Here is a 26842-nt window from a genome sequence, read left to right as displayed (position 1 = left end):
ATTGATCGAAAATCACCATATGCTCCACCCACAAGGGGATTAAATTCGCTTTATTCTATTCTATTCTATCCAGCATAGCCTTAAGGTCGTCGATATGGGTGACAGGTGCCTGACAGGCAAAATGTTCACACACATATACGGCTGGTTTGCCATCCACAAGATCGTAATCATGGATATAAGGAGCTATTTCTGCAATCTCCGGCTGTCCTTTATCCTTAAAAATAACAACCATATTTGGCCTAAAACCAGCTTGAACCTCCTGAACGAACTGGGCAGTCTGCGGATCATTCCTTTGACCTACAATGACAATCTCACTCGTCTTTCCCGTCGCATACAACAACGCGCTGAGCAGCGCTGAGTGGCCTGAGGGGTAATGAGCAACCATCCCGCCAAAAGCCTTAAACTGCTTGGCAGCATAGTCTTCCAATCGAGTTTCCCCCGTTAGCCGCGCAAGTCGCACAAAATTATGGGCCGCAATGCTGTTACCCGACGGAATCGCACCATCATAAATTTCTTTGGGTCTGGATATCAATTGTTCGCTATCTGATCCGGTAAAGAATAACCCGTCCCGTTCTTCATCCCAAAACAGATCAATCATATTCTGATTAAGCGTCAGTGCCCGCTGCAGATATTGTACATCGAAGGTCGCCTGGTACAACTCAATCAAACCCCACACATAAAAAGCATAATCATCTACGTAGCCGAGGTAAGCTGCCTGACCATCCCGATACCGTGCCAATAGGCGTCCGTCTTCCCGTCTCAAATGGTTCCACAAGTACGTCTCTGCCTTTCGAGCTTGCTCTGTATATCTGGTATCTCCAAAAGCTTGCCCCGCCTTGGCCAAAGCAGCAATCATCAACCCGTTCCACGAGGTCAAAATCTTGTCATCCTTCTGAGGATGAACCCGCTGCTCCCTGGCAGTAAACAGCTTGGCCTTTAGCTCACTGACCCGCTGCTCCAGTTCTGGCTCGGTCAAGTCATGCTTGTTCCCGTAGGCTTCTAAATTGATATCAATCAGGTTTGGAATGTTGTGACCTTCAAAATTACCGTAAGGTGTGATTCCGTACAAGTCGTTGAAAAAAGAGGCATCCTCATCGCCCAGTACAGCCTTTATCTCAGAGTCGCTCCAGACGTAAAATCTACCCTCTTCTCCTTCAGAATCCGCGTCCTCTGCCGAATAAAAGGCACCTCCTGCATTTGTCATGTCTCTTGCGATATATGTAAAAATTTGTTCAGTGATCTGTCGGTACAGTCTTTTGCCTGTCACCTGCCAAGCTTCTGTATACGTGATGGCCAACAAAGCGTTATCATACAGCATTTTTTCAAAATGCGGCACCAACCATTTCTCATCCACTGAGTACCTTGAGAATCCCATGCCTACATGGTCGTAGATTCCGCCCCGTGACATCGCATCCAGCGTCTTCTCTACCATTTCCAGTGCCTGCTGGTTCCCCGTATGTTGTGCATATCGCAGCAGAAAAGACAAGTTATGTGGAGAAGGAAACTTCGGTGCTTCTCCGAAGCCACCATATTCATGATCGAAGGTGTGACTGTATTCATGAAAAGCTTTATTCAAGCACTGATCATCCAGTTCTCCGCGATAACCAGCAAGCAAGTCCTGTCGTTCATGCTCGGTAAGTACCTGCTCACTCAGCTCCATCAGCTCATCCGGCTGTTCTTTCCATCGGATTCCCACCTTACCCAGCAACTCCAAAAGTCCGACACGCCCAAACTTCTGCTCCTTGGGCAAATACGTACCCGCAAAAAAAGGCTTCTGATCCGGCGTCATCATAATCGTCAGCGGCCAGCCCCCATGCCCAGTCATCGTCTCACAGATGGACATATAAATATGATCCACATCCGGACGTTCCTCTCGATCCACTTTAATGGATACGTAATCCTGGTTTAATACCTCAGCTACCTCTTGATCCTCAAAAGATTCTCTCTCCATCACATGACACCAATGACAAGTCGAATAGCCAATCGACAAGAAAATTGGCTTGTTATCACGTTTAGCAATTTCAAAAGCCTCATCTGACCAAGGGAACCAGTTTACCGGATTGTAAGCATGTTGTAATAGGTACGGTGATTTTTCCTTGGCTAATCTATTCGGTTTGCTGCTCGTTGACATGGGGCATCACCACTTCCATAGTTGGATTTTATGCTTGGTATTATTTTACCCTAAATGGGTGGTAAAAGTCGGAAGAGTAGAAAAAATATAATGACTCTCAACCGAATCTATCAATTAATTATTTGTTCAGGTCATAAGTAGGTATGAAAAAGCACTGATGGATATTCTCCAACAGTGCTTTGTTTACTGCAATCGTACCTTATTAGCGTTTAGTATTATACTCATTAGAATTTATATCAAATATCTTCAGAGCTTTCAGTAAGGCGTATTCACTTGTTCTAGCCCCTTCTTTTGAAAAATGCGCATTTGGAAAAGCGGGAGACATATGATGGTACCCCGGATAGACATGTAATTCCACTAAGACACCATCAAATACCAGTTGTTTAGCAAAAAATAAGGCTTCGTCAATGAATAAATCAATGGTACCTATATTTATATAAGTCGGTGGCAACCCGGCCAAAGACTTGGCACGGGCCGGCACATAATATTCACTTACCTCCTCGGAACCCGGTTCAACCCCCAATACAGATTTCCAGCCAAAATAATTGCTTTGTTTTGTCCAAATAAACTCTCCTGCGTATGGATGCTCCGATGCGATACTTGTGCGGTCATCTAGCATTGGCCTCATTAATCTTAGATGATGGATTTCGAATTCCTTCTGATCACGAATGTACAAAGCTAAGCCAGCCGCCAAACCGCCACCAGCGCTACTGCCCCCGACGGCAACTTTCTCAGTATCTATCCCTAACTCTTCCGCATGTTCAATACACCATTTTAGGCCTGAATAACAATCCTGTAACTGACTTGGCTGTACATGCTCTGGCGCTAGGCGATAGTACACAGATACACAACAGAAACCATGTTCTGCAGCAAGAGCTGCATTAGCAGGACGATCCACGACTGGACTTCCTAAGACCATCCCGCCTCCATGTATCGAATAATATAGAGGCATCTTATTATGCTTTGATTGTTTGGGCATAATGATTTCTATTTGAATATCTGGACCATTAAAATAACTTGGCACAACCCTTTTTTCCAATGTAACAGGGAACATCTGCGTTACATCTAATTGTTGCATCATTTGAGATTGGTTTTTACGTGATTCCATTAGTGTAGATTTGGTAAGGTCGATTGTTGGTATTAAATCAACTGCACTGATAATTTCTGGATCAATCAGATGTCTGCTTCTACTTTTTTGCTCCCCCATAAATCTTCCCCACTTTCTTGCTTCAACGATAATGAATCAACACATGTTTCCCTTCATTTATTCAGAATCGGCACCGTTCCAAATCCGTTGTTGCTGTCGTTTATATTCATATTTTAAAGATTAAAATAAGCTCTATAAATGAAAACAACGAGTTAGAATCATTTTTGACATAAAAATAATAAATGTAAAAATGAAGTACAGTCTTTGAAATAGAAATTGAAATGCAAAAAAGTATTTGGGAATCTAGATGAGGCCAAAATTAAATTCATTGACGCGAGTATAGTACCACGCCACTTTGTAAATTAGGTATTTATTTATGTTCACTTAATTGAATATCGATCGAATTCACCAGTGCATCCCCTACTTTTTATGTGAATACACAATTTTCTTAATGGTTTCGGTAGAAAGGAAAAACTCCTTAGCTAATTGCTCGATACTGCTGCGATTTTGAAAAGCATTTCTGATTTCGGTATTTCGCTGTTCAAGCAACCTTCTCCCGCCACTCAAACTGCCCCAATTCATATACTCCGTTTTTGGTTTAGGAATATACAGAGTCTCTCCTTGAACATATTTTTGAATTTCCGTAATTAGTTTTTGAGGTAAAACTTTTGTAGCATTCGTATATCTCAATTTTGCTCGCTCCTTATTTTGATTCTTTAAAATAAGGTGCAAAGCCAAAAATATTAAAAAAGCTTATTTAGCGTTAAAAAATTGTTTCGCCCCATACAAAGTAACGCTTTCCTAATAATTGGCTTTGCATGAGTGTAAGAAGTCACAGACAATCCCAATAGATTCTCCATCAGTAGGCACCCCCTTTTACTTCGCAAGTATAGCATAACTCTGCTCACCTGATCTTCATTCGTTTACGAGGTGTTGCCGGGACGTTTGTTTGCTCACTCTTGTTATTCGCAAGCTAATGTTTTATATTGACATAAGAGTAGGTCAAAAATAAAAGAGGTGAACGGACAAGATGTCTCCACGAACAAAGGAACAAAACGAAGAGATCCGGCTGCGGCGTCTGGCGCAAATCCGGAAAGCCGCTGCCGATGTGTTTTTGAATAAAGGGCCTTTACTGGAAATCCGCGATGTCGCCGTGCAGGCGGGACTCGGCTATGGCACGGTATACCATTATTACAGCAATAAGGGCGATTTGCTCCACGATCTGCTTTGGGACGCATTGGAGCGGGCCGGGGGATGGCTGGAGACCCCGCTTGAGGCTCAACCGAAAGCCCCGCCCGCTTCGGCTTCGGAGAAGACGCCGGCAAGCGGGCATTTCGGCTTGGCTGCGGCGGCGGACACCGGGAACTCGGCTGTCGCGGATTCCCAAAGCGGAAGCCGCGAAACGGCCGCTGCCACAGAGCTTGGCCCCGTCGCCGCCGCTGGCGTCCGGCTGCTGCAGCTTTGGGCGGAGGACCACGCCCTGTACCTGCTGCATAAGTTGGCCGGTGAGGGCTTTGCCGCGCTGCCTGAAGGGCGCTCGGCCCCTCTCTCGGCCGCCTTTCGCCGGGAAGTGCTCACGCCGCTTGCCGCGCTGCTGGAAACCGATCGTACGGCGGACGGGACTGCCGCTTCCGGCGGAAACGCGGCGGAGCCGCCGTATCGGCTACAGCGCACGGAAATGCTACTGGCCGCCTTGGTCGGCTGCGCCTCGCTTTCGCTTCGCCGCGGAAAGCTGCACGAGGAGGCCAGAGATATCGTCCGTTTTTTAAAATTATAGAATTAATAAGGAGCGAATAGACAAAGATGATCATTTTAAAATCACCCAGGGAAATCGAAGAGATGAAGCCGGCGAGCCAAATCGTTGCGGACTGCTATCGCGAGGTGGTCAAACTGATCGAGCCTGGGATCACCACCCTGGAAATCAATGACTTTGTTGCCAGACACATCACCAAGCTGGGCGGCAAGCAGTTTACAAAAGGGTACAACGGTTTCCCCGCCGAAACCTGCATTTCGGTCAACGATGTGGTGGCCCACGGCATTCCTTCGAACCGGGTGCTTATGGACGGCGACTTGCTGAAGCTCGACATCGTTGTGGAATACGGCGGATGGTTCGGCGATTCGTGCTGGTGCTATGCGGTGGGCAATATCCGGCCGGAGGCGCAAAAATTAATGAGGGTGACAAAGGAATGCTTGGATCTGGGGATCGCCCGAGCACTCCCCGGAGGACGGCTCGGCGACATAACGTCGGCGATTCAACAGCATGCGGAAGCAAACGGTTTTTCGGTCGTACGCGATCTGCTCGCGCACGGGATCGGGCGGAGCCTGCACGAGGAGCCGAGCTACGAGCATATCGGCGTAGCTGGCAAAGGCACTCGGTTAAAGGAAGGCATGGTGTTTACGATTGAACCGATGATCAACGAAGGTACGTTCCGTATCACGATCGACGACGATCAGTGGACGGCGAGAACGGCCGACGGCAAGTTGTCGGCGCAATATGAGCATACGATTGCAGTTACGCAGGACGGCCCACTGATTTTAACGGCCCAGTAAGAATAAAGACGAACAGTCGGCAATGCGTCATTTTAGGAAATAAGTCGCCGACCCGGCCTGCTTGGACCGGCGAAAGTTCATAATGCGAAACGCGAAAAAGCGCTGGTTCCAGGCTGGAACCAGCGCCTTTTTACATGGTTTGTATCTTTACCGATTTACGAAAAACCATATTGTTATGCGGTTTTTTATTATGACTTTGGTATCATGTTACGGATTTACACTCTCTCTTGGCTAGCCTATCTTGCATGTATGTTTTTCATTGCATATCTTGCTATTGGCTGAGCAATCAATAACTCAATCCAAAATGCTACACAAAAATTTCTAAACCAACTATGAAAGAAGTTCTGGAAAGGTTCTAGGCTTATTTGTTTCGTACCAATCCAAGTTCCTATAATTGTGGTAGGCTACAAGAGTCGTGCTAATAATAGTAAAGTATAATCAAGCAAAAAACTCACAAAGGAGCAATTGAACCAGATGAGCAATTTTCTGAGTGAATTTGAGGAAAGATTTAGAGCAGGATTTTTGGAAGATCTCAAAAACATACTGGAAGAAGTGAAGGATGAGAAAGTTTACGCTTGCGCGTTTGGCACAGACAGCGATTTTGTCACCTTGTTTCTAGCTGTTAATACGGAGGAATCACTTGTTAGACATATCACAAACATGAAAGCCCAAGACCTGTGCAACAGCAAGGAAGATGAAATTTATTACAGATGGGGATTAAGCGAATATCAATATGGCGGTACAACACACCTCAATCATATTAGCAAATTTCTGTATGCAACCGACAATGTGTTGGACTATAAAGATGAAATGATAAAAATTATGGCCAAGGTAGTTAAAGAAACCGACGATGTACTTTTTACTCAATTCGGTCAATCCAAAGAAGATATTATTTTTTTCGTGTCCATGACAGATGATGATATGGCCGAGGAACTGGAAGATCAGTCTGTAATTCAGATGACAAATGCCAAATTAGTTGATGGCTTCTTGCATCGTTATCAATAATACTAAATCATTCTCTTTCACATGGTTCAACTTTTTTTCAATCTCAAACACTCACTTACCAGCTACTTATTTGTAACCTTTTGAAGATAAATACGGCGCTGGAAGATACGTTAAATGGGAAGCAGTGAAATCAACTCCTTGCTTCCCATGATGCTTATTTTGCGGTTACATGTTCTTTCAACCACTGTCTATAAAACTGTAGTTGCTCTTTGGTGTGAAAATAATGCTTTCCACGTTCCATCACTTTTAGCTGGCAATGAAATCGGCTTGCAAACGTAGATATGACGTCATATTCACACAAGTCATCTTCAGAGCCATAAAGTATGGCAGTTGGCTTATTCCATGTATCAATTGGATGCGATTTAACATAGCAGTAATAATCCCAATAAAGTGTTTGCCCAATGGGTGTAGATATTTCTTTTTCAACTTTTAATCTATCCTCACTTACACTGAACCATGTCATCATATTTTTGATTATTCTCTCCATATCTAGCACTGGAGAAAGAAACAGGCATTGTCTAAGTGGGAAATGATTATAAGCAAGCAAACTAAAATACGCACCCATGCTACAAGCGAAAGTACTAATGTCATCCCATTGCTTTTGTGTGTAACGCATGATGATGTCAAGATCATGAACACAATTTTGAACTTTATAGATGCACGCTTCTTCTTTGCGGTCACCATGTTCTGGTAAATCAAAACTAATGACTTGATACCCTTGTGCCGTTGCTTCTTCTGCAAATATAACGATCACATCATCTGCCTTGTTTGACATATTACCGTGGATAGCTATAAATATCTTATCTGATTCACCACCCCACAAAATTGCCGGGATGCCCGTGATTTTCAATTTTTGCTTTATCATTACTTTATCCTCGCTTAAAACAGCTTGTTGTTGTCTTCCTTATCAAAATATTCTTTGTGATTCTATCCTATGATACTACGATGGAAAGAAAAACTACGCTGCCATCATACTTATAGTATCGAAATTCGCTTGTTTTGCTGAGACGTGACTCCAGAGCAACTTATTATTGACGATACTGATCATAACTTCTGGTTCTATTACATCCTGGTACGAAAGCATAACCAAAGTTGCAATATCTCCCATCTGATATGCAGCCGTTAATGCCCTTAGAAAAGTTTTCGATTTTTCACTTTCTGGTAAGGATAATTCGCCTTTTAAGAGTTCCTCCTGAACTGCTCCTAGCGATTTTCGTGCCCGATGAAGTGCAACTTTTACCGCTCCCTCCGTTGTTTCAAGCATGTCGGATGTTTCACGAATCGAATATCCAAACACATCTCGCAGCAAAAAAACAGTTCTCTGAAGCGGAGATAAATGATTCATTAAGGATTGCAACGCGATCTCGATTTCAAAAGATCCATGATCCGGTACTGTTACTTTCGCTTGTTCCCTATTCAATATCCGAGTGTAGACTGCTTTTCTCCGTATATCATCAATCCAGGTATTTTTAGCAATCCGCATCAACAGTGCTTTGGGATTTGTATGCTCGAATTTATTTAACTTTCCTAATGCTTTTACCCAAGTATCCTGCGCCAATTCTTCCGCATCCCAATTTGATTTCGTAAGCGACAGACAGTAACTTTTCAGGACCGCCTGTAATTCATCAAAGTTCTGGATGTCTAGTGTATTGTCTGTCATCTGTACAGTATCTTCTATGTTCATAGGCCTTCTCCTCTACGGTCATATTCTGCCCTCTGCTAAAGCAAAGCCATTTGCTACCTTCATTGTAAACGAACAAGGGGTTATAGAAGTTACACCATATATGCAAATCATTTTTCCCATTAAAACTCCGTATCTTTTTACGGTCTCGGTTCGTTTACAAGAAGAAATCAACTGAACCAAGAAAATGGGGGTATGAAAAATGAGTGTTTATGTTCCTTATGTTGTGGAGCAAACTGCTCAAGGTGAAAGATCGTACGATATCTATTCCAGATTGTTAAAGGATCGTGTTGTGTTTGTAGGGGCAGCCATCGACGATCAATTGGCTAACAGTATTATTGCTCAATTGTTGTTCCTGGCGGCAGAAGATCCGGAAAAAGATATTTATATGTATATCAACAGCCCGGGCGGCTCTACTTCCGCAGGATTTGCCATTTATGATACGATGCAGTATATCAAACCCGAGGTGCATACGATATGTACGGGATTTGCTGCTTCGTTTGGCGCGATCCTCTTGCTGGCTGGTGCCAAAGGAAAACGTTCTGCACTGCCGAACAGTGAAATTATGATCCATCAGCCGCACGGCGGCGCACAAGGCCAGGCCAGCGATATTGCGATCAGCGCAAAACGAATTTTATGGACTCGTGAAAAGGCAACCCGTATCACAGCTGAACGGACCGGGCAATCTTTTGAAAAAGTCGAAAAAGATATGGACCGGGATTTTTACATGTCCGCACAGGAGGCACTCGAATATGGTGTTATTGATCAAGTGATAACTTCTTTGTAGAGTATGTTCAAGATTTCAATGATCTGGCAAGAAACTTCAAGAAAACAAACGAGGTGATATCATGTTAGCAAGCTTACAAGGTAAGGAAGTAACTATTCATTTTATAGATGGGACAAATGTATGCGACGGAATATTGGATCAGATTGACGACAAGTTCGTTAAATACCTTACGCAATATCAGACATTTGTTATTCCTATTACGTCTATTCGCACCGTATCTATTGACATTAAGGAACGGCAACGCCACAGAGTTGGATTCGCCCCTTGAACCTATTTTCATGGGTGGTAATTTCGTTTTACGGAGGCCCGATATTATGGAAATTTCACAGGGAGTAGAAATGCTTCATCTAGATTTTCATGGGCATAGGATTCACCCCATTCTTTTATGGGATCAAGAAATGGCTGTTTTAATAGATACAGGATTCCCTGGACAAATGGAAGATTTACGCGTGGCTATGGAAAAGGTAGGCGTATCGTTCGACAAACTAAAAGCTGTGATTTTGACACATCAGGATGTGGATCATATAGGTTGTCTTCCTGAGATTTTGCAGGAGTGTGGCAACAATATTAAAGTATATGCACATGAGCTGGATAAGCCATATATTCAGGGGGAGATCCCTCTTTTCAAAGATAGTCACCTTGAGAATCCTCCAAAGGGCCAAGTGGATGCTACCTTAATAGACGGTCAGGAGCTGCCGTTTTGCGGAACAATTCGAGTCATCCATACTCCTGGACATACCCCTGGTCATATCAGCCTTTATTTAAAGCAAAATAAGATTCTCATTGCCGGGGATTCGATGTACAGTGAAAACGGGATTCTCAGAGGAATTCATGCTCCGACCACACCGGATATGAATGCAGCTTGTCTCTCATTGAAAAAGTACTTAGATCTCGACATTGCATCGGTGGTTTGTTATCACGGGGGATTAAGTAATGTAGATATACATGATCAGATATTAGGACTTACCCAAGAATTATAAAGTTAAAGTTCAGCAAGCTAACTTTTGGTGAAACGATGTTGCAAACAAGAAGGATTATTAAAAATAACACTTTGTTAATTCGTGATTGACTTTAACAGTATTTACTAAAGAAACGGAGGGTGAGCAGCACTGCCAAGCAGGCCACAGGGAGTTAGCATTTAATGAAACGAAGAAGTTCCTATAACAAAGATGGATAAACACTAAAAGTATTTCACATAAAAAAATTCAGATGTATGTTAATGCTGATATTGCATAAATATTTAAATCAATTATGTATAATGTATGGTTTCCCCAAAAGGGGAAACCGCCTTTTTACGAAAGTATTGACCAAAACATGCATAGTGTTAATTTCTCTATTAATCTTCCAAACTATAAATACTTGCCCCCACTTGAACAAGATCAGGAGATACTAACTTACCAATACATATGCCAATATTTTTCCTTTCAGCCATTGAAGTTGAAATTTGAATAGAGCTAACGTTTAATACCGTCTCATTTTGATCTGTATTTTTAATAAGAATTTTATCTCCTATGATTTTTTTATCTCTGGGTAGGTTAAATGATCCAATTCTTTGTTTGTTCCTACTATGATTGTTCCTTCATCTTTTGACTCAAAAGCCAAACTAACATCCATTATTTTTTTCATTTTAAACGTTGCAACAACAACCACCTACTCTTTTAGATAATGTGTTTTTTGTATTTATGCTGAATCCATCTCTCACATTATCCTCCTAACAATATGTATTTAACAAGAACTTTATGGTAATAGTGATGAAGGGCGTAGTTATACTAGTTACCCAAATGATTTGAGTTGTTATTAGCATACTAAACATCTACATTAAATAGATTTCATAGCTAAATATTACTATTACGCCCTCCAATCTTTATCAAATAAAAGTTTATCCTTTGAAAGTTGGATTACAGAATGTGTAAACAAATTTTTTTGTGTAGTACTTGATTATTTATTTAATTCATCAATTGAAATGAATGTTTGTTTACGTTGCTCATCATATAATTCAATAATATTGTCAACCACACTATTTTCAACATTTTTGAATAATACTGAATCATGTATCAAAATAGGTAGTGGTGTTAAGTCAAATATACATATATCTAAAATAAATAAATTTGTATATGCTTTCCCAGTTCAGGTGCTCTCCGTTTATCTGTATGAATTTTCTCATTAATAGAAATAATCTTTTTGTTAATCCGATCCATGACTGTTGTTTGCTTTCACTAAGAACTGTGATTTCATTTTCAATACCTTCGATTTCACTAGCAAACTTTCTCATCTATAAAGAAAGCCCTCTGTCTTACACGTATTTTCCAAGCCTCGTACTGCACCTCTTGTAATAAAAAAGTAACTCCTAATGTGAGAGCTACGATTCAATAGTCGTTTTTTCTACGAAGCTTCCATTCTCTTTAATAATCATCTTTGCCAACCTTCGTCCCGCTCTCTTAAAGAAAAATTCATCTGCATAGTTATCTGAAACTATCGGAGCAATTTGATTTATGACCACATTTTTTTTGTCATATTCTATTTTCCCCATTATCTCTTCACTTGGTCCATAATTATATACAACTCTTTCTTCATCTTCATATTCTTTTAGCATGAATATATATACGGCCATTATTCTCACTCCTTCAAACCTCGATTCAAAAAGCTCATGATGTAGTAATTGTACATCAGAATCCACGTATTTTTGGCAATGGCTTCTACGTCTTGATTTCCTAAATTCCTAAAATTTTTCATATAACTCCTCTGCAATAGCTTCTTCTCTAAAAAATTGCTCTGAAGGAATATTACGAGCACCAGTTTCAGCATAATTAAAATCGTTTGATTTTATATTAGAAGAGCGCTGTTCGCTTTCTTTTAAAATATTGGCTTTACTAAGAGTTGATTCATACTTAACTGAACCCTCCAAAATATTCTTGGGCTTGATTAGCGCTTTGGTCGACGTAAAACCTATCATCAATCCTGCTGTACCAAACAAATTTGCCATATGTTCCTTTGACCATGCATTGGTAGGATTGAATGCACCCTGAATCATGCCCGTTACTCCAAATGTACCGAAATTGAGCATGTCATTCCATGAATCGTTTTGTTTGGCTGCTCGTTCCATGTACCCTTGATACATTCCTTTGGGTATACCGTACGTCATGTAATCCATGAAGCTCCAAAAAGAATCAAATTATAAGACCTAATCCCTATGACCTCTGACTTATATTTATAAATGCTTCTCTTATACTGTCCACTCCTAAAATACATCTTACTTAAGTTATATGATTCACCTTATAAAAATAAGCCGATACATTGAAAGCTCGATCTCCTAGTTTCGATAGTTTATCCCATCAATTATTTCAATTATCGTCAAAGCCCCTGCTTTTGTACCCTGAAATATAATCTGAGGCAGATAATATAGAAATCAGTACATCATTTAAATCGGATAGTTCTTCAATTAATTCGTAATCTTGTTCCGACAATCTTGCTTTTAATGCTTTTATAGAAGCGGATATTTTCTGATGGACTAGCTCAAGCTCAGGGTTTTTAGGCTTGGTCCGTTGGCTTGGGTACCATTTTCCATAGTATAAATCCTCCAAGATACTCATATATTCATCTTCTTCTCCCTTTTAAATAAGATTTTGTGTAAATTTCAGAATCGTAGATGCATTTTGTTCCCTGAAAATAGAATATCCCATTGTAATGTCACTAATGATTTTTTAGCGAATATTTCACTAAGAATCATTAAAAAACTAATAATCAATTAAGCACAGACTTTTTATTAAATAGAAAAAAACCAAAAAAAGCCCTATCCCGTAGGATAGAGCTCTACATTTCTAATGACAACTTTGAAAAGTTGCATTTTCTACTCTAATTTATCTGATCTAATTGTTCGCTGATTAGACTAATTTGGCATCGAAGTGTGTTTTGAAATTGAATCTATAATTAAATCCCAGTCGTCATAGTGAATCTCATGTCCGGCACCTTCCAATGCGAGTAAAAACGCACCCGGAATTTCGTTAGCAAGATGTATTCCATGTTCATAAGGGATAATCGGATCTTCAGTACCGTGTATAACCAGTGTAGGAACGTTTATTTCCCCTGTCCTGGCCAAATAGGATTCTCCACCTGACAGCATTGCGTGATTATTCATACTAGCCATATTATTGCTTCTTTTCCATTCTTCTTTTGCCAGTTGATATACCTTATTCTCATCGAAGGAATGCTTTGAACCTACTAGAATTCTTGATCTACCTACCACAAAATCAATCACCGATTGTTCGTTCGTCCAATCTATTGCTTCCATATTCGAGAAATAGTCCATAACCTTTTCCTCCATCGGTGGAAGATCGGGAGCAAAATTGGACGTGGCTAAAAGAGTCACCGTTAATACTCTGTCTGGATGTCGTAGAGCTATCATCTGAGTCAGCATTCCGCCCATAGACATCCCTACGATATGCGCTTGTTCAATCTTATAAGCATCCAAAACTCGAATCGCATCATCTGCCATGTCTTCAAAAGTATAATCTGGTTGACCCGGTTCATAAGTTGTAGAACGTCCGACATCTCGGTTATCATAACGAACGACAAAACGACCTGTATCAGCTAAACGCCGGCAAAATTCTTCCTCCCACCAGATCAGTGAGGATTGAGCGCCCATAATCAGTAATATTGCTGGGTGAACTCGCTCGCCGAAACTCTCACTACAGATTTCTATTCCATCGCTTTTTATAAGTAGTTCATTCATGTAGAATTCCTCCCTTCAAAGATATATAACAAAAAAACACCGAATATTACCTTCATCACTTATCCTCATTAAGTACTTCCAGTGCCTCTGCCTTGGACAGACAGGAATTACCGATCTACTCGGTCGCTAGTTTAAGATATTTTGTTGCAAGAAATTTAGAAAATCTCTTTGCATAGAGCCAAGAGTAAGAATTTTTCTGATTATCCTGAACCTACTGTGCTGGCCTTTGATTTTAAATGACCATACTGCAGAAGACAGGTGTCCAGAATGATATTTTTGTTCTTGTAAATCAGCTATTTCATATTCAACTTTTTGTACTACTTTTGTGGAAAATAGATTGAGGAAAAGGATAATAATCCGATCATTATTTAAGAGTAATATGGCTCGACTTGTATAAGCCGAAAAGCTCTGTGGAGTTGAATAGCAGATGAGCATGTCAGATTCTCTATGAGGTTCTGCTAGCTTGTCGATCAATTTTTTTGTAATGAATAGCATGATCAAATCCCTCTCTATCTGGATGTTTAAATGAATTGACAGTAAAGAATATCCGTCAAAAATATTATACTACACAAGTAAACTATTCCAAAAAGGATAGTCATCTGTAGCCTGTTTGAATAATTGGATGAATTGAAATTTGGATAAATTAAGCTCTTTACATAGTATTATTGCAGTTATTGTATCCTCCACCGTTAAAGATGTTATTAATCTTAACGACAATGAACACAACATGGATTATTGTGGTATTATTTCGGATTATTGTTAATACTACGAATCTGAGGAGGGTAACAATGAAGTTACATACCAAATTTTCAAGACAATTATGCCGGAATATCGAGCTCATTTGTGACTTCATGGGTAATAGTTCGGATTTTGTTGTTCGTGAAATCACAGCTGGTCATAAACACGCCGCTCTTTTTTATTTGGACGGAATGACTGACATGCAAAAGGTACAGGACAATGTGATCCGTCCGTTGCATGATCGTGTCTCCTCTGACGAGACCACTTTACCGTTATTGAAAAACGCAATTTTGGACATTGGTGAAGCAAGCTTCACTCAAAACTTTGAAGATGCCTTGGATCAGATTCTCTCAGGTGGTCTTCTCCTCCTACTGGACGATACGGATGAAGGATTGGTCATTTCTTTGCCTGGATGGGAAGAACGCAGCATTTCGGACTCGAAGACGCAGCCAGTGGTCAGAGGTCCGCAAGAAGCGTTTACAGAAACTTTACGTACGAATACGACTATGGTTCGCCGAAGGGTGAAGGATACAAGAGTACGTCTAACTAGCATGAAAGTTGGCGAAAAAACTAAGACCGATATATCCGTCATGTATTTACATGGGGTCGCTGACCCCAAAAAGGTGCAGGACATGATATCCAAGTTAAAGAACATGCATGTAGAAGGCGTGCTTGAAAGCGAATATTTGGAAGAATGTCTCCATGATAAACAACTCACGATATTTCCGCTCTTTTACAATTCAGATCGCCCAGACTCCATTGCAGCAGGAATTATGGAGGGGAAAATAGCGATATTTGTGGATGGATCTCCCTTCGCCATTCTTGCACCTGCGGTGTTTGCAGATTTCCTTCAATCCGCAGAAGATTATTATCAATCCTTTGTTTACAGTAGTATCATTCGAATATTAAGGTACATCTGCCTGGCAATCTGTATGTTGGCTCCGGCCATTTATGTCGCATTAACGACATTCCATCAGGATATGATTCCAACCGTTTTGTTATTAAGCTTATCCGCGCAACGTGAAGGAGTACCGTTTCCCGCATTTGTTGAGGCGATGATCATGGAAGTGGTTTTTGAAATTCTGAGGGAGGCAGGTCTTCGTATGCCACGGACGGTTGGTCAAGCCGTTTCTATTGTCGGGTCAATCGTGATCGGCCAGGCAGCTGTAGAAGCAAACATCGTTTCGGCTGTTATGGTCATTGTTGTTGCAATAACGGCCATTTCGAGCTTTGTCATTCCCTCGTACACCTTTGCTATTCCAATTCGGATATTACGTTTCGCTTTCATAGGCATAGCCGCTATGTTTGGTGTGTACGGATTGACTGTTGGTATTCTCATGCTCTTTGTGCATCTGAACGGGCTTCATTCATTCGGTGTACCGTATTTGAGCCCCTTTGCCAATTACAAATCGTCGGAGCAGAGGGACGCCATATTGCGTTTTCCATATAGAACTAAAAAACATCGCAAAAACTAAAGGAGTAGACCATCATGAACTCGTATCGATCCACCATTTTATTACTGTTTATGTGCATCTGGCTAATGGTGTTTCTTACGGGTTGCTGGAACAGTAAGGAATTGAGCGCAATTTCCGTCGTGATGGCTCTGGGCATTGATGCAGTTGATGACCAATATGAAGTCAGTTTACAAGTGGTTGACCCATCGAAAATGTCTCAGAATTCCCCCACGGAACGGACGCCAACGATCGTATTTTCCAAACGCGCCGATACCATATTTGAAGCTATTCGAAAATTAACAACGGAATCGTCCCGCAAAATGTATATGTCTCACTTAAAGTTTGTCATTTTTGATGAGAAAACGGCAAAAAAAGGAATCAAGGAGCCGCTGGACTTTCTATTCCGTGATCATGAAGTTCGGCCTGATTTCTATTTGGCCGTTGTCAGAGAAAACTCGGCAAAGGAGGCCGTTACTTTTGTAGCTCCAACCGAGGTTTTGCCTGCAATGGATATGTATAAAGCATTAAAGATTTCTGAAAAAGCATGGGCTCCAACTTCTGCGGTCAATGTAAAAGATCTTTTGCAGAAATTTACGGAGGATGGCATTGAACCAGTTCTCACCGGTATTCGACTGACAAACGTAGAAAAAGGTCTGACTATTGATAATGTGACAAAGTCGCCTCAACATGTTAAATATTTTTTCACTGGAATTGGTGTTTTCAAGGGCGATCGACTTATCGATTGGATGGATGATTCACAAAGTAAAGCATTTACCTATATATCCAACCGTGTTTCCAGTACCGTAGCTTCCATCGATTGTCCGAATTCCAAAGGAAAATTTGTTGTTGAAGTAATCCGTTCCAAAGTAAAAATACATCCAGAAATAATAGACCATGAGCCGCGCATTTCTCTTATTGTGGATACAGAATCCAATATCGGAACAATCTCGTGCAATGCCAACCCTAAGAATGAAGAGACATTTAGAGATCTTCAAGAATCAGCTAAAGAGCATCTGCAACAGTCTTTGAAGAAAGGCATTTCGCACGCACAACAAATCGGTTCCGATATATTCGGGTTTGGAGAAGCTTTTCACCGCAAATTCCCGCGTGAATGGCATAGATGGAAAGAGGATTGGCCACAAAAATTCCAAACACTTAAAGTGGATATTCAGCTCAATTATCGTTTAGTTCGGTTCGGAGACATCACTAGTCCAATTGATATGGGAATACACAATCAGGAGTGAATGCATATGCTTTATGTGATTCTCGTAACTTCCATTTTAACATCGTTGTATGAGTTTAAAAAATTTAAAGAGAAACAATATGTACGTGAAATTGTATTCAGCTCAATATTGTTGATTATAGGCGTTATATTGATTATCCTACGGATCGTCAGCATTAAACTGCCGACTCCACTAACGGGCATTCAAATCCTATTTCAACCGATAAGCCGTTTACTTACAGAAATGTTATCTTAAGGAGGTATTAGGGTGAATTCCAACTTGACCGTTCGGCAAGCTATTATGTGGTTTGCATTATATCAAATAGGAAGCGCATATCTGGTACTCCCAGCGGCAATTACAGCTGCCGCTAAACAAGATGCCTGGCTCTCCATCCCAGTCTCCTTGGGGTTTCATCTGTTATTGATACCTTTATATACCTCCATCGCTAGGCAAATACAGGGGAAATCTTTCGTAGAGCATCTCCGTTGCCTCTTCGGTCCCTTGGGCGGAACGATCAGTATCGTTTTCATTTTTTTCTTTCCCTTTCTTGTGTTCATCATGACGCTTCGAAATCTAGGCGACTTTATCACGATAGCTATTATGCCTGAAACTCCCCCCGACGCCATATATTTCATCATGCTTATAGTCATTTATTTCGCCGTTCGATCAGGCCCAGCTGTAATTGGCCGTTGTGCGGAAATCCTGTTTTTTTTCCTTCTTGTTCTGTATCTTTTAGTCAGGATTACCCTTCTTCCTGAGAGCAAAATAGATAATGTGCTCCCTATTTTTGAGTATGGTTTGAACCCTATCGTTCTCGCTTCGTTCAATTTGTTTGCCTTTCCCTATCTTGAGGCATTTCTGTATCTTTTTTTTGCACAGTACATCCCTGATCCAAAAAAGTGGAGAAAGACAGTGATAACATCTGCTTTGATTAGCGGCGGCATGTATTTTCTCATGGTTCTACAAATAATCGCCGTGATGAGTGAAGGTGTTGTATCTAATTTGACATTTCCTACTTTTTTTATTAACCGAACAATCAGTAGCGGAGAGTTTCTTCAACGGTTTGAAATTTTCGTTGCAGTGTTCTGGTTTGTCACTATTTTTTTCCGACTCGCACTGCTTTTATATGTTTCAGCACAAGGGCTTGCAGATGCTTTTCGCCTTCGAAACGCTAACTCTCTCTTAGTTCCTTTGATCCTAATCGCTATAGCAATGGTTCATTCTATTTGGCCAAACATGCAATTTATAAACAAGTTTTTTTCAGTATGGCCTTTTTACGCCATGATTTTCGGTATTGTGTTTCCTATTGTGCTATGGCTGGTGGGTAAATTAGGCGGCTCGTTGAAATTACGTAAAAAGTATCACTAAGTTGCGTTGGCTGTATGAACATATTGCCTTCAAATAAACTTTTGTTGTACTCATTATTGCAATTTAGCGAGAAGTAGCTCCAGTTCCTCCTTCTCAAGATGTCTCCATTGCCCACGCTCCAGATGATCCAATGTAATATTCATAATTCGAACACGCTCCAGCTTGAGCACCCTGTAGCCCAAAGCCTTGCACATTCTACGAATTTGCAGGTTTAGACCCTGTGTCAAAATAATACGGAACTCGTATTCGCTTATACGATCAACCTTGCACGGTTTGGTAATGACGTTCAATATTTCAACGCCACGAGACATGGTCTGTGTAAATTCATCTGTAACAGGTTTGTCTACAGTCACCGCATATTCCTTCTCATGACCATGCTCGGAACGCATCATTTGATTGACAATGCTTCCATCGTTCGTTAATAAAATGAGCCCTTCTGACGCCTTATCCAGCCTGCCAATGGCAAAAATACGTGAAGGATAATTGACATAACGAATAATGTTGCCCTCCACTTGCTCTGCTGCCGTACATACAATGCCGATAGGCTTATTTAATGCCAAATATACGGGTTCACTATGATTAATCGGAATAGGCTTCCCATCGATCAACACGATATCCAGTGGCTCTACTTCCGCGCCCGCTTCGCATACGCTGCCATTAATTGTAATTCGCCCTGCTGCAATCAGCCTGTTCGTTTCCCGACGTGAGCAGAATCCTGTCTCACTAATGTACTTGTTAATTCGCATGATTCACCTATTTTACGTTGTAGTATAAGAAATATGGATCAATACAGGCGGTACGTCTTTAATCCACTAAAAAAACATCTGATTATGCGTACGTAATCAGATGTTAGCCTTTTAAAAACAACCCTATACATGCTCGGCCTACTTACTCCTGCCGCCTCTGTTACCAATTGGCTTGGCAGCGCCGCCTTTTGCAGCTCCTGCCGCTGTATTTCCTGGTGAACCGGTAGCAGCGCTTTTTCTCTTTACAGGCTTTGCCGTTTTGTTCCAGCGTGTCCAGCCTTTACTTCCCGTACCTCTGCCGGTTCCGCCACCCTTACTTTTTCCACCCATATAATCACTCCATGACTAGTCGTTCAGATTTAACTAAGCTATCATACCATTACTTTGATCATAATGCCCATTTGTTTTAAAAATTGAACATGTTAAGCCGCAAATACTTTTGTAAAATGGATCTTATTGTATTTTTGTTTGTTTGCAGGTAAATAATGAAATGAGATTGTATAGTATGGAAAAATAATGATCCTTAAAGGAGTGAAACACATGTCAGTTGATGTTTATCTTAATTTTAATGGAAACTGTCGCGAGGCAGCAGAATTTTACGCAGAGGCATTTGGGACTGAGAAACCAAAGATCATGACGTTCGGTGAAGCACCGCCCAACCCCGATTATCCTCTACCAGAAGAAGCCAAAAATTTGGTCATGCATACGCGGCTTCAAATTGATGGTAGTAATGTGATGTTTTCAGACGCTTTTCCTGGTATGCCTTTTGTTGCGGGAAACAACATCAGCCTCGCCATCGTCAATAAGGACGAAGAGAAAATTCGATCGTACTTTCATAAGTTAAAAGAAGGCGGGACCGTAAACATGGAACTTCAAGAAACATTCTGGAGCAAATGTTACGGCAGCCTCAAGGATAGGTTCGGAATTGAATGGCAATTAAGTTATGACAACGGAATGACCGACAGTTAGCCTTTTATATTGTCTTACGGACAGTTAAGCCCTCACAAGCTATCTGATTGAATGCTTTATGAGGGCTTAATATCAGTCGCAGCCTTGGAATTCTTCTAAAACCTTGAATTTGTCTCCATGGATCTTATCCAGGTGATCCTCTCCCCAATAGCATAAATGATCTAGCGCGGGTTTTAATCCCCAGCCGTAGTGCGTTAACTCATACTCCACTTTAGGTGGGATTTCATTAAAAACCTTTCGTGTAACAATCCCATCCTTTTCCAGACTTCTGAGCTGAGTGGTCAGCATTTTTTGAGTAATACCGGGCATTAACCTACGAAACTCAGATGATCGTTTCCGTCCTGTCATCAGATGGTAGATAATTAAAGGCTTCCATTTTCCTCCCATTACCTCCAAAGCTGCTTCCACTCCAACTTGATACTTCTTTTGAACCCTATTTTTGGTCGGTTCATTCATTCCTTAATCCTCCTTTAGAAGGCTGCGTTTGCTCAGAACAACCCATCACTTCAATTCGTGACCCAGGTCAGTTTAGGTAATCTACCTAGGGCACTTCCATGTTCCTATGGCACCTGTATCATCCTATAGAACGTAAAAGTGCGTACTTCCAGATTATTTTCCTACTGTTTATAATAGCAGCAAGCATTGAGCATGCCTAGAAGTTAGCCTATTAAGAAAGGTAGTGAAAACATGAAAGTACTTGTCGTTGTTTCACATCCCAGAAAAGATTCCTTGACCTTTAAGGTTGCCGGTCGTTTCGTACAAGGTCTTGCCGATGTGGGCCACGATTATGAGATATTGGATTTGCATGGGATCGGTTTTGATCCTGTTTTAAAAGGAGTAGATGAACCAGACTGGTCCGTTGAGGAACAGTCCTTTTCCCCTGAAGTAGAAATGGAAATAAAGCGGATGAAGGAGCATGACGCGTTGGCATTTATTTTTCCACTTTGGTGGTGGCATTTGCCAGCTATGCTGAAGGGTTATATTGATCGTGTTTGGAACAATGGGTTTGCGTACGGTTCGAATAACCTTCATCATCAGCATATCTTATGGATTGGCTTGGCCGGCGTTTCGAAAGAACAGCTGAAAAAGCGCAACTATGATGAAATGATTACTCATTTGCTGAATGTGGGTATTGCAGATTATTGCGGTGTTTCCAATTCCAAGGTTGAATTCTTAGATGAGACACTGGATTCAAATTCCGGTCATTATGAAATACTGCTGGACCAAGCTTATCGCTTGGGTTTAAATTATGCCAAAGATTAGGTTTAATTACAAGACGCTAACCCAGCCATATTTTCCATGGACATGGGTTAGGGTCTTTCATTGATCTACATTTAATTGGCCTTTGACAACAAATAGAGGAAATAAGGGGTAACCAGGATAGTAATTATGATTCCGGTTGGAATATCAGCACCAAAACTGATTGTCCGTGTAAGTGTGTCAGCAATTAATATGACCAGTGCACCAACCAATGCAGTGGTAGGTAATAGTAGCTTATGATTGGGACCTACCAGCCTGCGAGCCAGATGGGGACTAACCATCCCCACAAAAAAGAAATTTCCACCAAGTGCCACGCTACCAGAAGCCAGAGCTACTGCTGCGATCGTCAAGCCGATAAATTCCCTTTTAATGGCTACGCCGAGCCCCGATGCTGTCTGATTTCCCAAATTCAGCGTATTGAGTGTGTTAGACCTGTAAAAAACGTAAAGGCTGATGATCAGCACCCAGGGGAGCAGCACCATAATATAGCTCCAATCATCTCCCCACAGGTCTCCAGCCTGCCAACGCAGAGCAAAATCATACTGTTGTTTGTCTAGTCGGAGCGTCAGTAGCAGCGACAATGCACTGTAGCCACTCCCCATAGCAACACCCGTTAAAATTAGGCCTGTAGGTGAAATGTCTCTTCCCCGCCTAAAAGCAAACATAAAAATCAAAAATGCTGCTGTGAGCCCGCCTGCAAAGGCCAGCCCCGGAAGAATAATAGGCGACAATAACCCCTCACTAGCGAACAGCGTAATATATAAAAGCACGAATAACCCCGAGCCCGAGCTGATGCCCAGTGTCCCCGGACTGGCCATGTCGTTTTTGAGCAAGCTTTGCATAATACAACCCGATATGCCCATGCCAATACCCACTAATACGGAAAGCACAATACGTGGCAGTCGAAATTCAAATACGATCAAGTTCTGCTTGTTTGTTCCTTCGCCGATGATGACCTTGAAAACTTCGAGTGGGGACAAGTTCATTTTCCCAACATTCATGCTGAGTACAGCAACCAGCAGTGTCAACATGGTTAACAGTAAAATAATGCTTATACCCCTGCTATTGCGGGACAGATTCAACTAAACTCCCTCCTTTGCTTGCGCACAAGGTAGAGAAAATAGGGTACGCCAACCAAAGCAAAAATAATGCCTAGCGGTGTTTCATGAGGGCGATTAATCATTCGACCCAGCAAATCTGCTGCCAATAGAAACACTGCTCCATACAACGCTGAGGAGGGAATAATATATCGATAATCTGTACCAACCAAATAGCGCATAATATGTGGCACGATCAAACCCACGAAGCCAACAGGACCGACAACAATAACCGATATCCCCGTTAAAATCAACACGATTAGGGTTGAAAATAGCTTAATTCTATTGGCTCGGATTCCCAAGCCTGATGCCACTTCCTCTCCAAAGCTCAAGATCGTAATGGAGGGAGAAAGAGCGATAGCACAGACCAAGCCCACTACAAATAGTGGTGAAATGAAAGCCAGTTCACTCCACTTGGCACTGGCTGTACCACCAGCAGACCAATAATCAAGGGCTTGCCCAATCTCATACTTAATAGCGAGAAAAGTACTAAACGCACCGAAAAGCATAGATATTGACATTCCTGCTAGCACTAAGCGCTGAGGCGTCATTCCCCGCTTGCCTATAGATGCAATATAGTACGTAATTCCTGTCGTGATTGCTGCACCCAAACAAGAATACAGCATAGTTTCGCCGTAGGTGCGCCCAGGTAAAAAGGCCATACATAGCGCAATAGCAAATGTCGAGCCAGAGCTTATACCGATGAGTCCCGAGTCGGCCAATGGATTGCGAGTGGTTCCCTGCATAATCGCCCCGCACACAGCTAAGCTACACCCAACAATGATGTCCGCCACAGTACGTGGAAAACGCAAAGTGTGAATAATTTGGTGTTCCGTAATATTGGGATCAAATTGAAATATGGCCCCCCATGCCAGCTTCAAGCTCATTTCCGCAGCACCAAAGGTGATGGATGCTGCGGAAACTACCAAGAGCAGGAACACGCCCACGATCATGTAGCTTACAAAATGAAATATTCCTTTTTTATTTCGTTCTTTGTGAGTAGACATCGATTACACCCTTAGTTGGTCAATTATGCATCGTTACTTCGTCTGTTCCAGTAATTTACCAATAATATAATCTAGCTGTCCTGTCATACTAGCAACGTCTGAATAATAGAAAAGTCCTGCATATTTCGCTGGAATTTCGATAATGTGCCCATTTTTGACGGCTGGAATACTGCTCCAGATTTTGGTCTTCGCATATTCGGATTCTTTGCCTTCCTGCTTAAACCACAGTACATAATCCCCAAAGTATTCAGCAGCTACCTCATAGGATAAAGAGCCTCGACTCTCTCCGGAATTTTTAATCAATGTATTGAGCTTTTCCGGTTTGTGAAGTCCTAGAAAATCGTAAAGCAACGTTCCTCCCCGTGAGCCTGTTTCATAATATATTCCGTAGGATCCACTGCCCCAGTCCTCGAAAATGCTAAATGTTTTGTCCTTGAATATATCGGAATTAAGTTTTTCTTTGGCCTCACTCAGCTTGCTTTCAAACTGAGAAATCACTTTATCCGCTTCTGCTTCATGTCCTGTGGCCTGACCAAGGAATTTCAACCGTTCCACAGATGTCATTTTACCCTCAGGTATTACAAGAACAGGCGCAATTTTGGACAACTTATCATAATCCTTTGTGTCATATGTAATGATGAGATCAGGATCGTATTTCATAATTTCCTCGGTCTCCCACTTTTCAATAACAGGAATCCCATTAAACTTATCGTAAAAAGGCATAGTTTCTTGTTTCCAACCAAATACCGCAGCCGGCTTGATTCCCAGCGTGAATACATCGCCAATATACCAGTTGACCACTACTCGTTGGGGATTAGCGGGCACCTTTACATCTCCTTTTATCGTAGAGACTGTACGTGTACCAGACTCACCGCCTGCCTCTTCTTTCGTGGAAGAGGCAGGTTGAGCAGATGAATCTGAGGAACTACCAGCATTTCCACATCCTGGAATAACGAAGATCATTACGAATAATGCACATAAAATCATGTAAGATTTCTTGCTCATCATATGATGCATGTTATAAATTCTCCTTTGAAATATAGTAATTGCAAAGCATACTTAAAATTAGTGATATTGATAATCATTATCACTAATATAAAATTGTAAATTTCTGCTTCATGATTGTCAACTGTTTCTTTAAGTTTTATTTACTTTAATGGGTTTTCCAACGTTGCCCTTCTATTCGCTTCATGCCATTCCTGATAGATTCCTCCAATTTCATAAAATGCGTTATTCATTGCTGTTGTCAGCTCCTTCATGATCTCCTTGGTATATTTTAGATGAGTATTTTGGTTATCTACTTTATATTTGCGAAGCAGATTTAGATGAGCAATGATGTGAATTGTATCTTCGATGATCCAATACATCACATCCTCTACATCTTGAGTAAGCTTATTCAGCATCTGTACGCCTCTTTCATACATCTGTAGCGTATACCCCTGTTTGCCAACTTTCACATACGGACTCAGATCATCATAAAAATCCGTACGAAAAGGTCGTCTTACATATTGCTCATACTGTTCTTCGTACATCGAAGTTTGTTCGAGCAGCTTAATGGTCATATCTATGATTTCTTGTTCTCTGTATATTTTTTTCATCAGATTTCCCCATCCTTTTCTCTACTAAAATTCAGGTCATAATCATATTAGGTCATAAGTGATGCAATAAAATACTAAACTATTTTTTTACCAACCATTAACAATTCTTTTGGCTGCAATCGATAAATAGAATAGAGGAGATTCTCCTCAATATTTCAAACTGGCCGTTTGGGAATTCACCTATAAGATTAAGAAACAATCATAAAACACTATAAATAGACCGTCACTCTCAGGAGCGGCGGTCTTCACATTTTACTACTCAGGTGAACGAGGTAGATACCATTTTGGTATAACCGTTTGAAAGTAATCATACCCCTCCAAAACCTCTTCAGCTCGTTGCACCATATCGTCTACCTCTTCTTTGCCAAATGGAATGGCCCAGTGAATCGATGAAATCTGATTACTTGCAATATACAGTGCCATTAACCTAAAAAATAAATCCGGCACATCGTTATTGAAATAACCGTGAATACGACCAGAAGCAAATAATGGGCTTAATCCCGCACACCAGGTGATACGATTGAATTCCTCCCAGGGATCGCCATAATCCAGTCTATTAAAATCAATGATACCCAGTTCACCAGATGAGGTAATCACCATATTGCCCACATGATAATCCCCGTGCTGAAATGTCTGGGGGCGATTTTCTAATAGATGACGGTTTTGCTCAATAAAACTTATCGTTTGATCTGCTCCTTTTAAAGCAATACCGCATGACTTATAGTTTCTGATATATCTGTTGATTTTGGCATTATAATGTTCAGCCCATGGGACGCGATCTTGCTCCGCGTAAATCTTATGCAACTTAGCCAATACCTTTCCAGCTTGAACTCCAAGTTGATACTGCTGTTCTGCATTTAATGTGGGTATAATTCCTTCAGCATCCTCCCCGTTGACCCAGGTAAATAAAGAGTATACCGACTGTCCGTTGTTGCACAACCCAAAACCAAGCGGACGAGACATTAGAACATTATCTATATGATCCAGCTTTTTTACGGATTCAAATTCTCGCTGTTTCTTGTCATATTGGGTGATATTCGAAATTCTCAGCAGCAAATCTCTACCGTCAGTGGTTTGAATAAAATATTTGCTGTCACTGGACCAGCCATTATGAATTTCTTGCACGTTCCTCCATGCGCTGGCACCTGGAATTTCACTCAAAAATTGACTCACGCTCGCATCCCCCCACGCTAATAATAGCCTTGTTATACCTTCCATAGTTTACCTTTAAAATGACAAAGGAATCAATCTTCTTGCCAGCATAAATCCAAATTAAAAAGGCTGAAAAGACAGACGTCTCTTCAACCTGAATATAAAGTGAGTTGTTGGTCATAAATACCTATCACCTATAC

General features: G+C 41.3%; 29 protein-coding genes and 2 pseudogenes. 12 read left to right on the top strand and 19 right to left on the bottom strand.

What is annotated here, in order from left to right:
• Window positions 1-55: 55 nt before the first annotated feature.
• The 3 genes from OIU26_RS23390 to OIU26_RS23380 all read right to left on the bottom strand — a co-directional run bounded on the left by OIU26_RS23390 (window position 56) and on the right by OIU26_RS23380 (window position 3968).
• Window positions 56-2131: a thioredoxin domain-containing protein gene (locus OIU26_RS23390; RefSeq protein ID WP_264218189.1), complete on the bottom strand. Its 2076-nt coding sequence runs from the start codon at window positions 2129-2131 to the stop codon at window positions 56-58.
• A gap of 202 nt (window positions 2132-2333) precedes the next feature.
• Window positions 2334-3338, bottom strand: coding sequence for an alpha/beta hydrolase (locus OIU26_RS23385; RefSeq protein WP_264218188.1), 1005 nt, complete (start codon window positions 3336-3338; stop codon window positions 2334-2336).
• Between the two features lie 360 nt (window positions 3339-3698).
• Window positions 3699-3968, bottom strand: coding sequence for a CD3324 family protein (locus tag OIU26_RS23380; RefSeq protein WP_013371091.1), 270 nt, complete (start codon window positions 3966-3968; stop codon window positions 3699-3701).
• 340 nt (window positions 3969-4308) lie between these two features.
• Here OIU26_RS23380 and OIU26_RS23375 point away from each other — a divergent pair, with 340 nt between their 5' ends.
• From OIU26_RS23375 to OIU26_RS23365, 3 genes are all read left to right on the top strand, one after another.
• Complete coding sequence (locus tag OIU26_RS23375) at window positions 4309-5055, top strand: TetR family transcriptional regulator (RefSeq protein WP_264218187.1); 747 nt, start codon at window positions 4309-4311, stop codon at window positions 5053-5055.
• Between the two features lie 26 nt (window positions 5056-5081).
• Window positions 5082-5828: a type I methionyl aminopeptidase gene (map, locus tag OIU26_RS23370; protein WP_264218186.1), complete on the top strand. Its 747-nt coding sequence runs from the start codon at window positions 5082-5084 to the stop codon at window positions 5826-5828.
• 474 nt (window positions 5829-6302) lie between these two features.
• Window positions 6303-6833, top strand: coding sequence for a DUF4303 domain-containing protein (locus tag OIU26_RS23365; protein WP_264218185.1), 531 nt, complete (start codon window positions 6303-6305; stop codon window positions 6831-6833).
• A 154-nt stretch (window positions 6834-6987) separates the two neighbouring features.
• On the opposite strand, the gene OIU26_RS23360 is transcribed toward OIU26_RS23365, so the two are convergent.
• Window positions 6988-7698 (bottom strand): alpha/beta hydrolase, encoded by a 711-nt coding sequence (locus OIU26_RS23360; RefSeq protein WP_264218184.1) that lies wholly within the window; start codon window positions 7696-7698, stop codon window positions 6988-6990.
• Between the two features lie 93 nt (window positions 7699-7791).
• Complete coding sequence (locus OIU26_RS23355) at window positions 7792-8517, bottom strand: RNA polymerase sigma factor (protein WP_264218183.1); 726 nt, start codon at window positions 8515-8517, stop codon at window positions 7792-7794.
• 199 nt (window positions 8518-8716) lie between these two features.
• On the opposite strand from OIU26_RS23355, the gene clpP reads away from it, so the two are divergent.
• The 3 genes from clpP (at window position 8717) to OIU26_RS23340 (ending at window position 10281) form a co-directional block, all read left to right on the top strand.
• The gene (gene clpP, locus OIU26_RS23350; RefSeq protein WP_264218182.1) at window positions 8717-9301 is read left to right on the top strand and encodes an ATP-dependent Clp endopeptidase proteolytic subunit ClpP; all 585 of its coding nucleotides are present in this window, start codon (window positions 8717-8719) and stop codon (window positions 9299-9301) included.
• 61 nt (window positions 9302-9362) lie between these two features.
• Window positions 9363-9569, top strand: coding sequence for a hypothetical protein (locus OIU26_RS23345; protein ID WP_043885946.1), 207 nt, complete (start codon window positions 9363-9365; stop codon window positions 9567-9569).
• A 46-nt stretch (window positions 9570-9615) separates the two neighbouring features.
• Entirely contained in the window at window positions 9616-10281 is a 666-nt protein-coding gene (locus OIU26_RS23340; protein WP_264218181.1) for an MBL fold metallo-hydrolase, read from the top strand.
• Window positions 10282-11239: 958 nt separating this feature from the next.
• Here OIU26_RS23340 and OIU26_RS23335 read toward each other — a convergent pair.
• From OIU26_RS23335 to OIU26_RS23315, 5 genes and pseudogenes are all read right to left on the bottom strand, one after another.
• Window positions 11240-11416: pseudogene (locus tag OIU26_RS23335) on the bottom strand (DUF2326 domain-containing protein); the annotation flags it as partial.
• Between the two features lie 244 nt (window positions 11417-11660).
• A complete protein-coding gene (locus OIU26_RS23330) occupies window positions 11661-11912 on the bottom strand; it encodes a hypothetical protein (RefSeq protein ID WP_264218180.1) in 252 nt (83 codons plus the stop codon).
• Between the two features lie 272 nt (window positions 11913-12184).
• Window positions 12185-12473, bottom strand: a pseudogene (locus OIU26_RS23325) (hypothetical protein); the annotation flags it as partial.
• A 169-nt stretch (window positions 12474-12642) separates the two neighbouring features.
• Window positions 12643-12891, bottom strand: a complete 249-nt coding sequence (locus OIU26_RS23320) for a DUF6809 family protein (RefSeq protein ID WP_264218178.1) — start codon at window positions 12889-12891, stop codon at window positions 12643-12645.
• Window positions 12892-13187: 296 nt separating this feature from the next.
• Window positions 13188-14030, bottom strand: coding sequence for an alpha/beta fold hydrolase (locus OIU26_RS23315; protein WP_264218177.1), 843 nt, complete (start codon window positions 14028-14030; stop codon window positions 13188-13190).
• Window positions 14031-14818: 788 nt separating this feature from the next.
• Here OIU26_RS23315 and OIU26_RS23310 point away from each other — a divergent pair.
• The 4 genes from OIU26_RS23310 to OIU26_RS23295 are packed head-to-tail and all read left to right on the top strand — an operon-like array spanning window position 14819 to window position 18813.
• Entirely contained in the window at window positions 14819-16243 is a 1425-nt protein-coding gene (locus tag OIU26_RS23310; protein ID WP_264218176.1) for a spore germination protein, read from the top strand.
• A gap of 14 nt (window positions 16244-16257) precedes the next feature.
• Window positions 16258-17466, top strand: coding sequence for a Ger(x)C family spore germination protein (locus tag OIU26_RS23305; protein WP_013371061.1), 1209 nt, complete (start codon window positions 16258-16260; stop codon window positions 17464-17466).
• Between the two features lie 6 nt (window positions 17467-17472).
• The gene (locus OIU26_RS23300; RefSeq protein ID WP_013371060.1) at window positions 17473-17700 is read left to right on the top strand and encodes a hypothetical protein; all 228 of its coding nucleotides are present in this window, start codon (window positions 17473-17475) and stop codon (window positions 17698-17700) included.
• A 12-nt stretch (window positions 17701-17712) separates the two neighbouring features.
• Window positions 17713-18813, top strand: coding sequence for a GerAB/ArcD/ProY family transporter (locus OIU26_RS23295; protein WP_165083608.1), 1101 nt, complete (start codon window positions 17713-17715; stop codon window positions 18811-18813).
• Window positions 18814-18866: 53 nt separating this feature from the next.
• Here the strand turns inward: OIU26_RS23295 and OIU26_RS23290 are convergent, their stop codons facing one another.
• Together OIU26_RS23290 and OIU26_RS23285 are read right to left on the bottom strand one after the other, a co-directional pair.
• Window positions 18867-19559 (bottom strand): pseudouridine synthase, encoded by a 693-nt coding sequence (locus OIU26_RS23290; RefSeq protein ID WP_129549234.1) that lies wholly within the window; start codon window positions 19557-19559, stop codon window positions 18867-18869.
• A gap of 138 nt (window positions 19560-19697) precedes the next feature.
• Window positions 19698-19889, bottom strand: a complete 192-nt coding sequence (locus tag OIU26_RS23285; protein WP_264218175.1) for a DUF3934 family protein — start codon at window positions 19887-19889, stop codon at window positions 19698-19700.
• A gap of 210 nt (window positions 19890-20099) precedes the next feature.
• Here OIU26_RS23285 and OIU26_RS23280 point away from each other — a divergent pair, with 210 nt between their 5' ends.
• Window positions 20100-20528, top strand: a complete 429-nt coding sequence (locus OIU26_RS23280) for a VOC family protein (RefSeq protein ID WP_264218174.1) — start codon at window positions 20100-20102, stop codon at window positions 20526-20528.
• Between the two features lie 72 nt (window positions 20529-20600).
• Here the strand turns inward: OIU26_RS23280 and OIU26_RS23275 are convergent, their stop codons facing one another.
• On the bottom strand, window positions 20601-20984 hold the full coding sequence (locus OIU26_RS23275) for a winged helix-turn-helix transcriptional regulator (RefSeq protein ID WP_013371054.1): 384 nt from the start codon (window positions 20982-20984) through the stop codon (window positions 20601-20603).
• 231 nt (window positions 20985-21215) lie between these two features.
• Between OIU26_RS23275 and OIU26_RS23270 the strand changes: the two genes are divergently transcribed.
• The gene (locus OIU26_RS23270; RefSeq protein WP_264218173.1) at window positions 21216-21791 is read left to right on the top strand and encodes an NAD(P)H oxidoreductase; all 576 of its coding nucleotides are present in this window, start codon (window positions 21216-21218) and stop codon (window positions 21789-21791) included.
• A gap of 71 nt (window positions 21792-21862) precedes the next feature.
• On the opposite strand, the gene OIU26_RS23265 is transcribed toward OIU26_RS23270, so the two are convergent.
• The 6 genes from OIU26_RS23265 to OIU26_RS23240 form a co-directional block, all read right to left on the bottom strand.
• On the bottom strand, window positions 21863-22870 hold the full coding sequence (locus OIU26_RS23265) for an iron ABC transporter permease (RefSeq protein WP_264218172.1): 1008 nt from the start codon (window positions 22868-22870) through the stop codon (window positions 21863-21865).
• On the bottom strand, window positions 22867-23892 hold the full coding sequence (locus OIU26_RS23260; RefSeq protein ID WP_264218171.1) for an iron ABC transporter permease: 1026 nt from the start codon (window positions 23890-23892) through the stop codon (window positions 22867-22869). Before OIU26_RS23260 ends, OIU26_RS23265 begins: the two co-directional genes overlap by 4 nt.
• 33 nt (window positions 23893-23925) lie before the next feature.
• Window positions 23926-24909, bottom strand: coding sequence for an ABC transporter substrate-binding protein (locus tag OIU26_RS23255; protein ID WP_436449197.1), 984 nt, complete (start codon window positions 24907-24909; stop codon window positions 23926-23928).
• Window positions 24910-25040: 131 nt separating this feature from the next.
• Window positions 25041-25490 carry an immunity 63 family protein gene (locus tag OIU26_RS23250; protein ID WP_013371050.1) on the bottom strand — a complete coding sequence of 150 codons (450 nt, stop codon included), beginning with the start codon at window positions 25488-25490 and terminating at the stop codon, window positions 25041-25043.
• Window positions 25491-25745: 255 nt separating this feature from the next.
• Complete coding sequence (locus OIU26_RS23245) at window positions 25746-26663, bottom strand: phosphotransferase family protein (RefSeq protein ID WP_264218169.1); 918 nt, start codon at window positions 26661-26663, stop codon at window positions 25746-25748.
• Window positions 26644-26823 (bottom strand): hypothetical protein, encoded by a 180-nt coding sequence (locus tag OIU26_RS23240; RefSeq protein WP_165083618.1) that lies wholly within the window; start codon window positions 26821-26823, stop codon window positions 26644-26646. The genes OIU26_RS23245 and OIU26_RS23240 overlap by 20 nt, the downstream gene beginning before the upstream one ends.
• Window positions 26824-26842: the final 19 nt, after the last annotated feature.

The sequence above is a fragment of the Paenibacillus sp. BT-177 genome, from assembly GCF_025846815.2.
Lineage (GTDB): Bacteria > Bacillota > Bacilli > Paenibacillales > Paenibacillaceae > Paenibacillus > Paenibacillus polymyxa_C.
The sequence above is the reverse complement of the archived record's forward strand: the minus strand, read 5'-3'. Positions and strand labels throughout refer to the sequence as shown.

Coding starts and splice junctions, on each gene's coding strand:
- OIU26_RS23390 (WP_264218189.1), bottom strand. CDS start 2,131: ATGTCAACGAGCAGCAAACCGAATAGATTAGCCAAGGAAAAATCACCG.
- OIU26_RS23385 (WP_264218188.1), bottom strand. CDS start 3,338: ATGGGGGAGCAAAAAAGTAGAAGCAGACATCTGATTGATCCAGAAATT.
- OIU26_RS23375 (WP_264218187.1), top strand. CDS start 4,309: ATGTCTCCACGAACAAAGGAACAAAACGAAGAGATCCGGCTGCGGCGT.
- map (WP_264218186.1), top strand. CDS start 5,082: ATGATCATTTTAAAATCACCCAGGGAAATCGAAGAGATGAAGCCGGCG.
- OIU26_RS23365 (WP_264218185.1), top strand. CDS start 6,303: ATGAGCAATTTTCTGAGTGAATTTGAGGAAAGATTTAGAGCAGGATTT.
- OIU26_RS23360 (WP_264218184.1), bottom strand. CDS start 7,698: ATGATAAAGCAAAAATTGAAAATCACGGGCATCCCGGCAATTTTGTGG.
- OIU26_RS23355 (WP_264218183.1), bottom strand. CDS start 8,517: ATGAACATAGAAGATACTGTACAGATGACAGACAATACACTAGACATC.
- clpP (WP_264218182.1), top strand. CDS start 8,717: ATGAGTGTTTATGTTCCTTATGTTGTGGAGCAAACTGCTCAAGGTGAA.
- OIU26_RS23345 (WP_043885946.1), top strand. CDS start 9,363: ATGTTAGCAAGCTTACAAGGTAAGGAAGTAACTATTCATTTTATAGAT.
- OIU26_RS23340 (WP_264218181.1), top strand. CDS start 9,616: ATGGAAATTTCACAGGGAGTAGAAATGCTTCATCTAGATTTTCATGGG.
- OIU26_RS23330 (WP_264218180.1), bottom strand. CDS start 11,912: ATGGCCGTATATATATTCATGCTAAAAGAATATGAAGATGAAGAAAGA.
- OIU26_RS23320 (WP_264218178.1), bottom strand. CDS start 12,891: ATGAGTATCTTGGAGGATTTATACTATGGAAAATGGTACCCAAGCCAA.
- OIU26_RS23315 (WP_264218177.1), bottom strand. CDS start 14,030: ATGAATGAACTACTTATAAAAAGCGATGGAATAGAAATCTGTAGTGAG.
- OIU26_RS23310 (WP_264218176.1), top strand. CDS start 14,819: ATGAAGTTACATACCAAATTTTCAAGACAATTATGCCGGAATATCGAG.
- OIU26_RS23305 (WP_013371061.1), top strand. CDS start 16,258: ATGAACTCGTATCGATCCACCATTTTATTACTGTTTATGTGCATCTGG.
- OIU26_RS23300 (WP_013371060.1), top strand. CDS start 17,473: ATGCTTTATGTGATTCTCGTAACTTCCATTTTAACATCGTTGTATGAG.
- OIU26_RS23290 (WP_129549234.1), bottom strand. CDS start 19,559: ATGCGAATTAACAAGTACATTAGTGAGACAGGATTCTGCTCACGTCGG.
- OIU26_RS23285 (WP_264218175.1), bottom strand. CDS start 19,889: ATGGGTGGAAAAAGTAAGGGTGGCGGAACCGGCAGAGGTACGGGAAGT.
- OIU26_RS23280 (WP_264218174.1), top strand. CDS start 20,100: ATGTCAGTTGATGTTTATCTTAATTTTAATGGAAACTGTCGCGAGGCA.
- OIU26_RS23275 (WP_013371054.1), bottom strand. CDS start 20,984: ATGAATGAACCGACCAAAAATAGGGTTCAAAAGAAGTATCAAGTTGGA.
- OIU26_RS23270 (WP_264218173.1), top strand. CDS start 21,216: ATGAAAGTACTTGTCGTTGTTTCACATCCCAGAAAAGATTCCTTGACC.
- OIU26_RS23260 (WP_264218171.1), bottom strand. CDS start 23,892: ATGTCTACTCACAAAGAACGAAATAAAAAAGGAATATTTCATTTTGTA.
- OIU26_RS23255 (WP_436449197.1), bottom strand. CDS start 24,909: ATGCATCATATGATGAGCAAGAAATCTTACATGATTTTATGTGCATTA.
- OIU26_RS23250 (WP_013371050.1), bottom strand. CDS start 25,490: ATGAAAAAAATATACAGAGAACAAGAAATCATAGATATGACCATTAAG.
- OIU26_RS23240 (WP_165083618.1), bottom strand. CDS start 26,823: ATGACCAACAACTCACTTTATATTCAGGTTGAAGAGACGTCTGTCTTT.